This is a genomic window from Capnocytophaga sp. oral taxon 903, assembly GCF_013394785.1.
Classification (GTDB): domain Bacteria; phylum Bacteroidota; class Bacteroidia; order Flavobacteriales; family Flavobacteriaceae; genus Capnocytophaga; species Capnocytophaga ochracea.
Genome location: NZ_JABXYW010000002.1, coordinates 255114 through 270054 on the forward strand (window position 1 = coordinate 255114; position 14941 = coordinate 270054).

Annotated in this window: 10 protein-coding genes; 2 read left to right on the top strand and 8 right to left on the bottom strand. The window is 38.3% G+C overall.

What is annotated here, in order from left to right:
* Nucleotides 1–33 precede the first annotated feature (33 nt).
* The gene (locus tag HW279_RS01085) at nucleotides 34–636 is read left to right on the top strand and encodes a DUF4254 domain-containing protein (protein WP_178957637.1); all 603 of its coding nucleotides are present in this window, start codon (nucleotides 34–36) and stop codon (nucleotides 634–636) included.
* Between the two features lie 278 nt (nucleotides 637–914).
* The gene (locus tag HW279_RS01090; RefSeq protein ID WP_317165726.1) at nucleotides 915–1166 is read left to right on the top strand and encodes a transposase; all 252 of its coding nucleotides are present in this window, start codon (nucleotides 915–917) and stop codon (nucleotides 1164–1166) included.
* Nucleotides 1167–1286: 120 nt separating this feature from the next.
* On the opposite strand, the gene HW279_RS01095 is transcribed toward HW279_RS01090, so the two are convergent.
* From HW279_RS01095 to HW279_RS01130, 8 genes are all read right to left on the bottom strand, one after another.
* Entirely contained in the window at nucleotides 1287–5342 is a 4056-nt protein-coding gene (locus HW279_RS01095) for an ATP-binding protein (RefSeq protein ID WP_178957639.1), read from the bottom strand.
* A gap of 325 nt (nucleotides 5343–5667) precedes the next feature.
* On the bottom strand, nucleotides 5668–6420 hold the full coding sequence (locus tag HW279_RS01100; RefSeq protein ID WP_002673219.1) for a succinate dehydrogenase/fumarate reductase iron-sulfur subunit: 753 nt from the start codon (nucleotides 6418–6420) through the stop codon (nucleotides 5668–5670).
* Nucleotides 6421–6426: 6 nt separating this feature from the next.
* A complete protein-coding gene (locus HW279_RS01105) occupies nucleotides 6427–8454 on the bottom strand; it encodes a fumarate reductase/succinate dehydrogenase flavoprotein subunit (protein WP_178957640.1) in 2028 nt (675 codons plus the stop codon).
* Nucleotides 8455–8458: 4 nt separating this feature from the next.
* Nucleotides 8459–9133: a succinate dehydrogenase cytochrome b subunit gene (locus tag HW279_RS01110; protein ID WP_178957641.1), complete on the bottom strand. Its 675-nt coding sequence runs from the start codon at nucleotides 9131–9133 to the stop codon at nucleotides 8459–8461.
* A gap of 195 nt (nucleotides 9134–9328) precedes the next feature.
* Nucleotides 9329–11830 carry a heavy metal translocating P-type ATPase gene (locus tag HW279_RS01115; protein ID WP_178957642.1) on the bottom strand — a complete coding sequence of 834 codons (2502 nt, stop codon included), beginning with the start codon at nucleotides 11828–11830 and terminating at the stop codon, nucleotides 9329–9331.
* A 98-nt stretch (nucleotides 11831–11928) separates the two neighbouring features.
* The gene (locus tag HW279_RS01120) at nucleotides 11929–12492 is read right to left on the bottom strand and encodes a helix-turn-helix domain-containing protein (protein ID WP_009418824.1); all 564 of its coding nucleotides are present in this window, start codon (nucleotides 12490–12492) and stop codon (nucleotides 11929–11931) included.
* Between the two features lie 35 nt (nucleotides 12493–12527).
* Complete coding sequence (locus HW279_RS01125; protein ID WP_178957643.1) at nucleotides 12528–13310, bottom strand: porin family protein; 783 nt, start codon at nucleotides 13308–13310, stop codon at nucleotides 12528–12530.
* On the bottom strand, nucleotides 13303–14376 hold the full coding sequence (locus tag HW279_RS01130; RefSeq protein WP_178957644.1) for a PCMD domain-containing protein: 1074 nt from the start codon (nucleotides 14374–14376) through the stop codon (nucleotides 13303–13305). The genes HW279_RS01125 and HW279_RS01130 overlap by 8 nt, the downstream gene beginning before the upstream one ends.
* Nucleotides 14377–14941 lie beyond the last annotated feature (565 nt).

Sequence of the window (14941 nt, forward strand, 5' to 3'; positions counted from 1 at the left end):
AAAAACTTTATTTTTGCCAAAAAATTAATGACTATGTTTTCAGAAAAAGCCTTTAAAATATTTGAAGAAAGTATCGAGCAATACCACATTGCCGACGATGTATATCAGTCTTTTACAAACCCTTATCCATCAACTGACTTGCTCAATCACTTGCTCTATCGCAAGAATTGGATTGACACCGTGCAATGGCATTATGAGGATATTATTCGCGACCCGAACATCGACCCAGTGGTAGCCCTCGACCTCAAACGCAAAATCGATGCTTCTAACCAGGAACGTACCGATATGGTAGAGTATATAGATAGCTACTTTTTAGACTTGTATAAGGAGGTGAAACCACTTCCTGAGGCTACTATCAACACCGAGAGTCCTGCGTGGGCAGTGGATAGGCTTTCAATTTTAGCACTGAAAATCTATCATATGCAGGAAGAAGTAAACCGCCCCGATGCCACCCCTGAGCATCGCGCTAAATGTCAAGAAAAACTGAATGTACTCCTCGAACAGAAAAAAGATCTCTCAACGGCTCTCAACCAGCTTTTAGACGATATTGCTGCAGGCAGAAAGTATATGAAGGTCTATAAACAAATGAAGATGTACAATGATGAAGAACTAAATCCTGTTTTGAGAAAAAAATAACCAATTTTTGAAGTAAAAAAGAGCCTGCCTAAAAAGTCTTAGAACATTTTGGTTAAGCTAAAAAATAATGAGGCTATTTTTCGGATAGCCTCATTTTATCCACTATATCACAATTTTTGTATTTTTGTAGCTCCAAAAAACACTATGACAAAAGTATCATTTAAAACTGAAACAGGTAAAATTTTAACACTTTTCCCTGAAAATATGTTTGACAGGATAGATAATAACATACTGCTAAATTAGTATAGATATTTATTAATCAGTTAAATATAACTGATATTCTCAAGAAATATAAGAGGGGCTGTTCTGCTTACCACCCTCGTACAATGATAAAAGTACTCTTCTATGGCTATCTTTCTAATATTTATTCTTGCGATAAAATAACCCAAACCTTAAATGAAAACATCTGTTTTATGTACCTTTTGGACTATACTACCGCTGATTTCAAAATAATAAATAATTTAAGCAAAATACTCAAAGAGTCTGTAAAAACTCTTTTTAGCAAAATAATTAAACTCTTCGTAGAATAAGGTTATCTAAGTCTTGATATATAGTATATTGATGGTCGAATTGACCTATCTATTTTGGAACTTCTTAAATACATAGTAGTCTATGCCATAATATAACTCCGCCTTCTTATTTTTTGATGACTAAATAAAATGGTGTTTGTGGAGCCAAAATAAAACAATATTAGTTTTCTTGTTAATAAGACTTTTAAACTTTAAATATTTCTTTTCTATATTTGAAGACTCATAACATCTAATTTTTTGATGTATAATACCTTTTTCATCCATATAGGCATACCCCCCATTTTGAGCATAATTAGCATAACCCATCTTTTTTGAACGAATCATTCTCTCTGTTAATATAGGCCAAAACATTGCTTTTCCATTAGTATTAAGATAATTAAGAAGATAGTCCTTACGGACTAATAATGCACTATGACCACTTGAGAACATATAGTTATCCAATACAACAATCTCATTTTTATCATTTATCCAGACTCCAGTATCATTAGAATATTTTAATTGAAGTCCTTTGAATAACCATTCATTAGGCATAAGCAAATTTATGGAAGATCCAAAAGAGACATCATCTTCTTCTGAAAGTGAATATTTCAAATAGGTAGGTTCAATCATAATATTATCAAATTTTTCATGTCCAATAAAAAATGAAAATCTCTTGTAATACTCATCTTTTACAGTTTCTGTGTAAATAGAAGACCAATAGAATTCTCGAAAAAATACTTTATAAATATCACTATTCTCATGAAAAGAACGTCCTTCAATTCCCCTATAGTATAAATTGTTGCATACAACACTTAAATCATCCTTTTTGACAATATATGCCTGAATAAAAGTCCACAAATCTCTAATTAGAGATTTATCATCATCAGGCTCATATATAATGTTATTGTACGAAAATAAATTCACCCATCCAAATCCTTTTTCATCAGTCACAAGAATATACTCTTTAATCTTCGGCATATTCTTCCATGCTTTCAACCATTTAAGATCTCTTTTCGGTTTTGATATATCAAAATCAGGAAGTTTATATTTGCTCTGATGATTCAATGACTTGTTCCCAGGATATATAGTAGGATCAATTGTTCTGGCTCCTAGTATCGGATGAAACCATTCATTACTCCTACCTTTGTCTGGGTATTTATCCATCATTCGAGCCATAATACGATACATAGCTATCCACTGATACTTTTTCCCAATACGCTCTATCTTACTATGAGAACGATCACGGCTAGTATTTTTTCTATCAAAAAAAGCGAAAACCTTTGGATCGTATCCATACTCTTCAAATATCATATGTATAGCCCAATTTGACAACATTTCTACATTCTCTCCAAATTCTCTGAGATTAGATTCAAAAATATATCTTCCAAAGTCTCCATACATCCTCACCCCTTGATTGGGAGCCATAGACAATAAGATTGAGAGTTGAGCCCTATATATGTCTTGTTCATTGTCTGGAACTGTTTTCCAATCTCTTTCATACTTTGCAGTAATTTCATCGTTTGAAGGAATGGGAGGTAAAGTCCCGTCTGTAAAGGGAACTTTTATCAGTTCTTGTTCTATCCCTATATCCAAACCTCTACTAATACCAAACTCTACAATATTACAAGCATAGTCACGTACCAAAATGTGCTCAGGTACATGTTTTTTGATGAAGACGTTACTATATACCCACTGTGCAACTGTACAGCTATTTTTATCATCTTCCATTAGGAGTAATGCTCCATAGACAGCACACCACAACCGTTCTTGGATGTAAGGGTCATTAACAAAATAGTATTTCTCTAGTAATGGCAGGAGAAGATTCTTATGCTGAACTAAAATATTCACAATGGCATGTGTAGCACAATCTCTCAGTTCTCGCCAAGTAGTGGATAGTGCCCACACTAAAGTCTCAAGACATGCCTTAGCTATCTGATTATCTATTGAATTTAGGGTATTTTCCGAAGCTTCGCACCCCCATCGTGCCAAATCCATAAGTTGGCTACTTTGATGTGAAGAAGGAGAGGAAATTAAAATAGTCCATATAGCGTCTCGTTGCGCCATACTTAAATTCCATAACATATCATACAAGGCAAATCCATTTGAAGCTACATCTGCTCTGTAAGGGCGAGATAATATGATTTCAAACATCAAACCATATTCGTTTACTTCCTTTATTCTGCATATCAACTCATCTCCTTTCACAGTGAAAAGATCTCGCCACATTGCGCTATCAATAAATGATTGAAGTGCTTTTTCTTTATCATTTTTCTCAACTAGTTCTATCAGTTCTTTATCTTTAATTGAGGGAACGAGAATTGCTAAAGCTTCAGAAAGATTTCCCCAATTATATTTGAACCATTTTTTGGCCGGAGCATTTGAAATCAGATGTTCTGCGATAAAATAATCGCCTATCCTTTCAAAACCAAAATTTACATATGTAACACCATTATAGACATCCGTTCTTAATAATCCCTCATCTATCAGCAATTCAAAAAAATCGTTGGGTGTTCTTGTATATTGAGCTTCCTGAGCCAATCTCTTTATTACGACTTGATATTCAAGTTTCCAACGACTACCAGTTTTAACCATTAGTTCTGCAACAGAGCGCAAGGATTTAATCACAAGATTTTGGGCTTCGTTATACTTAAAACTTATCGCTATTTCATGATTGGTATCATCACAATATTCTAGAATAGTTGTCCAAAAATTTGTAAAAACCAATGGACGCTGACTTCTTTCATGATTGCGACAATACTTGATTAAGAAAAGAGGATTTGAAAATTCCTCTCCATATACAGGCCAAGTTGGTTGCTCTATACCAAAAGATGAGAACATGTATTCACAAGCTTCTCGCTCATATCCTTTGAATCCGTGATGCTGATATACTGCGTATGCTGGATCGTGAGCAATATCATAAAACCAATTTTTACGATCAGATATGCGAAAACTTATAACAAGACGCAGGTACTCGCATGAATCTATTTCTTGCAAAAAGTCCAAGAGGAATTTGCTCCATAACTCATCACCAGCTCCTTCGTTAATAGCATCAATAAATATCACCACAGGTTCTCCTATTTTCCTACCATAATTATTGAGTTGCGTCAACAATTTTTCCTTCTTACATTTAATATCCAATAATTCTCGAATCTGGGAGAGCGGATCAGATGATAATGTGAAATGTTGCCCTAAAAGTAATATTGATGGTTCATGGGCACGTTTACGTTGAGTAACCATGTCACCTATAAGATGTGACTTTCCCGTACCAGCAAAACCCGTAACCATAATTGTATGATATTTCCTGAACTCAATCCAACTATTGGAAAGCACTTTCTGTAGGGCATATCCATATTCACGAATAGAGTATCCTTTTGTTCGAATTTCATCTCTATTGTTATTTTCAGAATCGTAGTAGAAGTCGTTAAATATAGAAAGGAATCCATTCACTGATTCTCTTAATTCAATATAAGAAGTTGCTGTTCCACTTAAGCTCTCTATCTTTTCAACAAGCTCTCTACATTGAACTAAGATTTTAGAGTAAGAAGGCTCTTTTTCTTTATTTATTATAAATGATCTCAATGTATCTCTAAATTCTCCTATTTTCTCTTTCAGTAATGGCTTGAACCTATCAGTAATGTGCAATGAAGCCAACGCAAAATCCATATCCTCAAATGGGAAATTGCGATTTTCTGAATAACGCTTATCTAAATTCTTAATTTGCTTGGTATTTTGATTCTCAAACCACTTCTGAGTAGGGATGAAGTTAAATTCTTCATCTATCAAACTACATGCCTCAACTATTCTTTGCCACTCTTCAGGTTTCTTTTTATTAGACTGCCAAAGATAGATAAAATAACCAAAAGCAATTAGCACTGCTACCCCAAAACTCAACCATTCAGAGTTTTGAGATAATTCAAACCATAAGTTTGCTTCTGTATCAGCATGTCTAAACTTAAATACAATTTTAGGTATTTCCGGTATTACTCCTCCTGCAAGAGTAAGTTCTGTTGCCATAAAGCTATAAAAAACCTTACGTTCAGCTCTTGTTTTTATAAATGCTATAATTATATTATTCCATTCCTTACTATTAGCTTTTCGCACCTTTTTTATAACAAGAATGAGCGAAGCTGTTTGTATGATACTCCATAAGAGTAGTAAGAGTAGTAAAGCTAAAAATATATTGAGTATGATTATCATTTTGTTGTTTTATTTGTATTTAAAGTAGTATTCATTACTCTATGATAGTATGTTTGTTGCTTATAGATTTAGTATTTTTAAATATTACGTCTTAAAAATGGGTTAGGTTATTTTTTCAGTCTGACTGATATTTTTTATCTTTAAAATTAAACTTTCTATAAAAGCAGTTACTTTTGTGATTTGTCACGTTCTAAAATTGGAAAGAGTTTTATCAGTTGTTTCCATTGCTGTTATAAGTTTAGGTTTAGGGTACAAATATACAATAAAAAACTGCCCCAAACAATTTGAGGCAGTTTTTTATTTGTTTAATTTTCAAATTTGCTAATTAACGAATACTTGCTTTGAGGTATTCACGGTTGAGGCGTGCAATATTTTCAAGTGAAATACCTTTAGGGCATTCTACTTCGCAGGCTCCTGTGTTGGTACAGTTACCAAAACCTTCGTGCTCCATTTGGTTTACCATATTGAGTACACGCTCAGTAGCCTCTACACGACCTTGAGGAAGGAGGGCAAATTGCGATACTTTGGCAGCCACAAATAACATAGCCGAAGAGTTTTTACAAGTAGCCACACAAGCTCCACAACCTATACAAGCCGCAGCGTCCATAGAGCGGTCGGCATCGCGTTTAGGGATAGGAATAGCGTTGGCATCTTGGGTATTACCAGAAGTGTTCACAGAGATATATCCCCCTGCTTGTTGAATGCGTTCAAAAGCAGTTCTATCTACCATCAAGTCTTTAATAACAGGGAAAGCAGTAGCCCGCCAAGGTTCAATAGTGATGGTATCACCATCTTTGAACATACGCATATGCAACTGACAAGTAGTTACCCCACGGTCGGGTCCGTGAGCTTCCCCATTGATGAAGAGAGAGCACATACCACAAATACCTTCACGGCAATCGTGGTCGAATGCTACAGGTTCTTCTCCTTTTTCAATGAGTTGTTCGTTGAGTACATCCAACATTTCCAAAAAAGACATATGGTCTGAAATGTTGGTTACTTTATAATCTACCATACGACCTTTCTCTTGCGAGTTTTTTTGTCGCCACACTTTGAGTGTTAGGTTCATCGTTGCCATATCTTTCTATTTATAACTACGTTGTTTAAGTTCAATATCTTTAAATACGAGAGGTTCTTTATGCATTACCTCTTCACTAGGGTTGTAGGTATTCACTACTTCTTTAGGATTACCAGTGTATTGCCAAGCGGCTACATAAGCATAGTTTTTGTCGTCGCGGAGGGCTTCACCATCAGGAGTTTGATACTCTTCGCGGAAGTGTCCACCACAAGACTCGTTACGCTCTAAGGCATCTTTGGCAAAAAGCTCACCGAGTTCAAGGAAGTCGGCTACACGACCCGCTTTTTCAAGCTCTACATTCATACCAGTGAGTTCACCAGGCACTTTTACATTTTTCCAGAAATCTTCGCGTATTTCGCGTATTTCTTTGATAGCTTCTTTCAAGCCTTCGGCATTACGTGCCATACCTACTTTATCCCACATCACTTTACCAAGTTTCTTGTGGAAGTAATCTACAGAGTGCGTACCCTTATTGTTGATGAAATAAGCTAAACGTTCTTTTACAATGCGTTCTGCTTCGTCAAACTCAGGGGTATCAGTAGGGATTTTACCAGTACGGATATCAGCGGCTAAGTAATCGCCGATAGTGTAAGGCAATACAAAGTAACCATCGGCTAAACCTTGCATCAGGGCAGAAGCTCCTAAGCGGTTAGCTCCGTGGTCGGAGAAGTTAGCCTCACCGATAGCATAACAACCAGGGATAGTGGTCATCAAGTTGTAATCTACCCAAATACCACCCATAGTGTAGTGAGTAGCAGGATAAATCATCATTGGTGTTTTATAAGGGTTTTCGGCTACGATTTTTTCGTACATTTGGAAAAGGTTACCGTATTTGGCTTCTACGATTTTTTCACCGCGTTTAATAACTTCTTCCTTAGTAGGTTCTACGCCGTGAATTTTACATTGTTCTTTACCGTAACGCTCAATAGCTGAAGCAAAATCCAAATAAACAGCTTCACCTGTTTCGTTTACTCCATAACCTGCATCGCAACGCTCTTTAGCAGCACGTGAAGCTACGTCACGAGGCACAAGGTTACCGAAAGCAGGATAACGGCGTTCCAAGTAGTAATCGCGGTCTTCTTCGGGAATTTCAGTAGGTTTTTTGCGTTTTTCGCGTATCGCTACTGCATCTTCCATTTTCTTAGGTACCCAAATACGTCCGTCGTTACGCAAAGATTCGGACATCAAAGTTAACTTAGACTGATAGTCGCCTGAACGAGGGATACAAGTAGGGTGGATTTGAGTGAAACAAGGGTTAGCAAAGTAAGCACCTTTTTTGTGGATTTTCCAAGCTGCGGTAGCGTTAGAGCCCATCGCATTGGTTGAAAGAAAGTATACATTACCATAACCACCAGAGGCGATAACTACAGCGTGAGCAGAGTGGCGTTCAATTTCACCAGTAACAAGGTTACGAGCGATGATACCACGAGCTTTGCCGTCTACTATTACCACATCGAGCATTTCGTGGCGGTTGTACATATCAATTTTACCACGAGCGATTTGGCGGTTCATCGCAGCATAGCAACCGAGCAAGAGCTGTTGTCCTGTTTGACCTTTGGCATAGAAAGTACGAGAAACCAATACTCCACCGAAAGAACGGTTGTCTAAGAGTCCGCCGTAATCACGTGCAAAAGGAACTCCTTGCGCCACACATTGGTCGATAATATTGCCAGATACTTCAGCAAGACGGTATACGTTAGCCTCACGAGCGCGGTAGTCGCCCCCTTTTACAGTATCGTAGAACAAGCGATAGATAGAGTCGCCATCGCCCATATAGTTTTTAGCGGCATTGATACCCCCTTGAGCGGCGATAGAGTGTGCACGACGAGGAGAATCTTGGTAAGCAAATGCTTTCACGTTGTAGCCTAATTCAGCGAGGGTAGCTGCAGCCGAACCTCCTGCCAAGCCAGTACCTACCACAATCACATCGATATTACGCTTGTTAGCAGGGTTTACGAGGTTGATATGGTCTTTATATTTCGTCCATTTGTCCGCTATAGGACCTTCAGGAATTTTAGAATCTAATGTACTCATAAGATTAAGCTGTTAAAAATTTAATGTAATGGAAGAGGGCGATGAAGATAAAGCCTCCACAGATAATGTAAGAATACCAATTGCCAACGCAACTGATAAACTTTTTGCGCTCATCGTCTTTCCAGCCCATAGATTGGAAAGATGATTGAAAGCCGTGTAGCAAGTGCAAAGCCAAAGCGATAAAGGCTAACACATAAATACCCACACGCACAGGGTTGTGGAATTTCTCTACTAATTCTTCGTAGTAGCGGTCGGGGTTTGGAGGTAATTGCTCGATGTACTTGTAGTTCATTTCACTTACCCAAAAATCATAGAGGTGCAACCCTAAGAAGAGAAGAATCACCACTCCTGTGATAATCATATTACGAGACATCCAAGTGGAGTTAGCCCCCCCATTATAGCTGTAATATGCCTCACTACCACGAGCTTTTTTGTTTTGGATTTCCAAGACAAATCCCATAATGAAGTGGAACAACACCCCAGCGAGCAATACAGGTTGCAAAGCAAACTGAATAAGAGGATTGGTGCCCATAAAATGAGATAGCTCGTTGAAAGTACTCTCGCTAATCACAGAGGTGAAGTTTACCGCAAAGTGAATGATTAGAAAGAGAATGAGAAAGAGTGCCGAAAGAGCCATCGTCACCTTTCTTGCAACAGATGTTTTAAATAATCCTGCCATTCGTTTTATAGTTTTATATATGTATATATTACGTTAAACAATTTCGCTACAAAAGTACGGCATTTTTATCAGTTGTACAATAAAAAATGTACAAAAACCTTAATTTATATTCGGTTTAAAGAAGAAGAAAAGAGTTAGTAGCCGAAATTGATTTATTAAGAGGAGATTAACATTCTGTATCGCTTTTTTTATTCTTTATAATTTCGTTCTTCTCAATCTTAAAGCATTACTTATAACACTTACAGAACTAAAGCTCATTGCTAAGGCACCCAACATAGGAGAAAGCAAGATACCAAAGATAGGGTATAGCACCCCTGCTGCTACAGGTATACCTACGCTGTTATACACTAACGCAAAGAAAAGGTTTTCGCGTATGTTTTTCACCACCGCTTTGCTGAGTTTTTTGGCTTTTACAATTCCGCTCAAGTCGCCTTTTACCAAAGTGATTTTAGCACTTTCTATCGCAATATCAGTTCCGTTACCCATTGCGATACCCACATTGGCTTGTGCTAAAGCAGGAGCATCGTTGATACCATCGCCTGCCATTGCTACGATTTTACCTTCCGCTTGCAAACGCGCTACTTCCTCTTGCTTGTTTTGAGGAAGCATTCCCGCTTTGTATTGAGTGATACCTATTTCTTTGGCTACTGCCTCAGCTGTAAGCGGATTATCGCCGGTGAGCATCACAATTTCTACCCCTAAGTCTTGCAACTCTTGTATCGCTTCAGCAGTAGAAGTTTTTACTTTATCGGTTATGGCAACTGCCCCTATTACTTGGTTTCCTACGACTACAAGTGAAACGGTCTTCCCTTGCGCTTGCTCCGCTTTTACAGCAGTGCTTACTTCTTCAGGCAAAGCAATATCGAGTTCTTTTATTAGGCGTTCGTTGCCAAAGAAATAATCTTTTCCTTCAAAAGTAGCTTTTACTCCTCTGCCCGCTAAGGCTTCAAAGTGGGTAAAAGATAAGGGAGTAATGCCTTGTGCTTGAGCATATGTATTGGTAGCTTTGGCAAGCGGGTGTTCGCTATGCTTGTTAAGACTGTAAAGCGTTTGTAGCAAGTCTTTTTCGGTAGTATTTCCAAAGGTAAGTACACGACTCACACTGGGTTTACCTTCGGTGAGGGTACCCGTTTTATCTACAACCAAAGTATTAACGCGGTTCATCACTTCTAAGGCTTCGGCATTGCGTATCAAGATACCGTTTTGAGCCCCTTTGCCTACGCCTACCATTACCGACATAGGGGTGGCTAAACCGAGTGCACAAGGACAAGCGATAATCAATACTGCTACGGCATTGAGCAGGGCGTATACGTAAGCATTTTCAACTCCAACAACTGACCATATCACAAAGGTAAGCACTGAAATACCTATCACAATAGGTACAAAGTAAGAGGCTATCTTGTCGGCTAAATTTTGAATAGGAGCTCTACTACTGCTGGCTTGTTGTACCAACTGTACGATTTGAGAGAGCAGAGTATCGCTACCTACCTTTTCGGCTTGCATCACAAAGGACTGCATACCGTTGAGCGTACCTGCCGATACCTTATTGCCCACTTCTTTTTCTGCAGGAATAGGTTCGCCCGTAATCATACTCTCGTCTATGCTCGCACTACCTTCGGTAATTACACCATCAACAGGGATTTTCTCCCCAGGTTTTACCCGAAGCAAATCGCCTTTTTTCACTTCTTCTATAGAGACGGTTACTTCTTTGCCGTGAATAATTTTAGTAGCTTCATTAGGCGCTAAGTTCAATAGTTTTTTGATAGCGCTTTGGGTACGACTGTGGGCATCGGCTTCGAGCACTTGCCCTAAGAGTACCAAAGTGAGAATGACGGTAGCAGCTTCGAAATACAAGTGTACTGAGCCGTGTTCTTTGAATTGTTCAGGGAACATATCAGGAACTAACAGTCCTACTACACTGAAAAGCCAAGCTACACCAGCGCCTATCCCTATAAGGGTAAACATATTGAAGCGCAAGGAGCGGATACTGCGCCAAGCTCTTTCAAAAAATACCCAACAGAAATAGAACACCACAGGCAAGGAGAGTGCAAACTGCACCCAATTCCACGCACTTATAGGCATTAACTCATACAGCGGATTGTTGTGCCACATTCCGATCATTGCGATGATAAAGATAGGGAGCGTAAAGGCTACAGCACCCCAAAAGTGACGGCGTAACTTTTTGCGCTTTTGCTCTTCCGCACTTTCACCTTCAGGAGCCTCTGTGCTTACTTGTTCAACCAAATCCATACCACATACGGGGCAATCACCGGGGTGGTCGTAGGTTTTGTTGCCCTCGCAGTGCATAGGACAATAGAAAACACCAGAGCCTTTGGCTTTTTTTGGGGTTTCTTCGTGGTGATGATGTTGTTGTTGAGCTCCTCCTACTTTTTCTACCAAGTGCATACCACATATAGGGCAATCACCAGGGTGATCGTAGGTTTTATCGCCTTCGCAGTGCATAGGACAATAGAAAACACCAGAGCCTTCAGAATTTGAAGCCTGATGAATGCTATAATGAGTACCCTCTAAGGCTTTTTCAAGAGCTTCAAAAGGGATTTCTCTATCAGTTTCGACAGTAGCTTTTTTAGTAGCGAAATCTACGGTAACAGCTGTTACGCCTGCTACTTCAGAGAGCTTTTTTTGTACGGTATTGGCACAACCTCTGCACCCCATACCTTCTATATTGTATTCCATAAATTGTAAATGTTAAAAAGTTATTTGTTTTACGCTGCAAAGATACAGCAAAACATCTACTTGGATATTACACAATTTTGTATTTAATTTGTAAGATTTTAAACCTCATCTAAAGACTTACGTTTGTTATCTTTTATCTGCTTGAAAAAGCTAGGGGTGAGTCCTGTAACTTTTTTAAACTGATTGCTTAAGTGCGCTACACTTGAATAGTTGAGTTGATAAGCTATTTCACTAAGCGTCAGTTCGTCATATACTAAGAGTTCCTTTACTCTCTCAATCTTTTGAGCAATAAAGAATTTTTCAATAGTTCTGCCTTCTACCTCAGAAAACAAACGCGATAAAGCCCCGTAATCTCGACCTAATTCACTGCTGAGTATTTCAGAAAGGTTAAACGATAGTTTGTTGTCTTGGTTATGTATCAAATTGATAATGATAGATTTAATTTTTTCAACAAGAACACTTTTCTTATCGTTCATCACCTCAAATCCTAAGGGTAAGAGAGCTTGTTTAATAGCTTGTATCTCATCAGACGAAAGTTCCTGTGTAAAAGTAATTTCACCCAAATTGATGCTTTGTGGTGTTAAGCCTAATGCTTTTAACTGTTCATCGAGTACTATTATACAACGATGGCAGACCATATTTTTTACAAATAACTTTGTCATATATTTCCTTTAAGGATTAAGATATTATAAAGTGCTTAAAAGTGATACCCAAAACCTATATTCATATAGATGGGATACATATCAAAAGTAATTGTTTTAAAGTCCTTTTTAAAGATATTATTTATTCCGTAGGTGAATTCAGCATTGATATTGAAATGCTTGAACGCCTGCCAAGAGCCTCCTATCAGTGTGCCCCAATGCCAATGGCGGAGATAATTGCTAAAATCATAAGAGGCTATCTGTCCGTTAGTGAAACTTACTTTCTCACCGATAGGACTACCTTCTCGTAAATAACCTTCGGTTACATAGCCTGAGAAATTACCGTCCATACGGTAAGAAACGAATGTACCTAAGCGCAATTTCCAACGATTGGCAAGGTGATAGTTCAGTGATATAGGCAAGGTAACGAATGAACTTTTGTAGGTAGTATGTACATCACCCGTCCAATAGCCCGCCACGTGGTTACCTTGTTCTATAATTTCCATTCCGTAGTTCTTTACATTCGCATCGGTTTCCATACCCTTTTCTTCCAATCGTAAGCTAGCTGAGATACCCCATTTAGGAGTAAGCCATTTGGTTACAGTCCCTTCGAATGAGCCATTAAACTTTGGGCTATATCCCTTTATCTTCCTTATTTCTTTAGGGAGTGGTATTGGGCTTGCACCTCCTATATTTACGCCGGCTTTTAGCTCGTATTCCCAACCTTTAGCCTCTGATTGTACAAGCGTTTCAGTACGTTCGTTTTGCGCATATGAAAAACAGCTCAATAGCATTAAGCATACAATAACGATATTCTTTTTCATAACTTCATTATTCATAAGACAATTGCATTTCATCTACATAAAGAGTACTACCTACGGCTGCTGTAAAATCAGCGCCTTTTTCACTGGAACTAAGTACTATAGCGAGGCTATACTTTCCTTCTTTTAGTTTTTTAGTATCGATAGAGCGACCTTTTATTGTTTTAAAAGGAATAGAGAATTGTACCCAATTATCGGTTTCTCTCTTGTCGGTTAGTTGTGCCATTAACACTATATTATTGTGCGTTTTAATGTTAGTGCCATCTAAATGAGGCACTTGAGAAGTTACCTCGTAGAACACTGCATAAATATCACATTTGTCTTTTTGGTTAGGTATTACATTGCCGTTTTTATCGGTAAGTTTTTCACCAGCTTTGTATTTGTAATATCCTGAGAGATGACTAGGTTTTCTTTTGAAAGGAATCCCGAAATGAGTAGATTTTGCAGGGGTGAACAAATCTATTTCAAAACTTCCTGTGAAGAGATTACCAGCTGCGATAGGAGCACCAAAAGTTTTTCCTAAGACCCCTGTGCTTTGCGTTACGAGTTTCACGCATTTCCCTCTGTATCCACTCTCACTCTGACTTGTAGGGAACTCATCGGGTTTAGCACTACTGTTGGTAAATTTAAACCCTGCATTTCCGCTACTCCAAGCGATTTCTTGTCCGCTTACTGAGGTATCGTAAAAAGTGTAGTAGCCATCGGTAACACGAGCGTTTTCGAAGTGATAGTGAGCGATAATTTCGTTAGTAAGACAACTCACTTTATAAGTTTTCTGCCAATTACCGTCCTCAGAGGTTACTACATAGAATTGAGGGGTAGAAAAATTGCGTGCTGTACCACTGGTAGGACTAATGGTTGCCCCTTGTGTAAGGGTGAAGCGAGGGGCGAGGTTTTTTACTTTATCTAAATCGGTTACGTAGAGTTTTACCTCAGTGTTTTGGATTATGGGCTCACGAATGAGCAGATTGCCGTCGACCTCACAGGTTAGGATATCGGCTTCGGCATTTGGGGCTTCGCTTTTGATACAGCTTTGCAATGTGAATAGCAAGGCTATGGTAATGATGATATTTTGAAGTTTCATATATGCTGTTCAGTGAATTTAGACTGCAAAGGTAGGAAATATTTTTTTAATATCAATAATACCAGAAATTAGAAAATGAGGAAATTAGAAAATTAGAGAATGAGGAAATGAGAAAATGAGAAAATGAGAAAATGGGGAGGGGTTAAGGAATTCGAAGGGAAACGGAGAAGTTCGGAAGAGGATTGGGAGAGATTTTGGTGAAAAAAGGCTATGAGGAGGGTGGGGTTAGCTTATAGAGAGCTTATAGGAAGCTTATACGAATCTTGGACGATTGGTATAGAAAGGGTGTGTAAAAAGTTGATTCATAATATAATACAACAAGGTTAAAAATGTTAAAATAAGGGTTTCGAGGCGAAAGAAAAGAGAACAGGCACTAGGCCTTAGGCCATAGGCAATAGGAGGGAGTATGATGGAAAAAGGGAAGAAATGGCGAATGACGAGGGGCGAATGACGAGGGTAATGTGGTAAAAATATCTTCAAAAGGGAAATTGAAACAATGCAAAGAGGGCGAATATAACCACGCTGAAATATGTTTGCTTTGAAAAATAATAATAGTGTTTTGTTT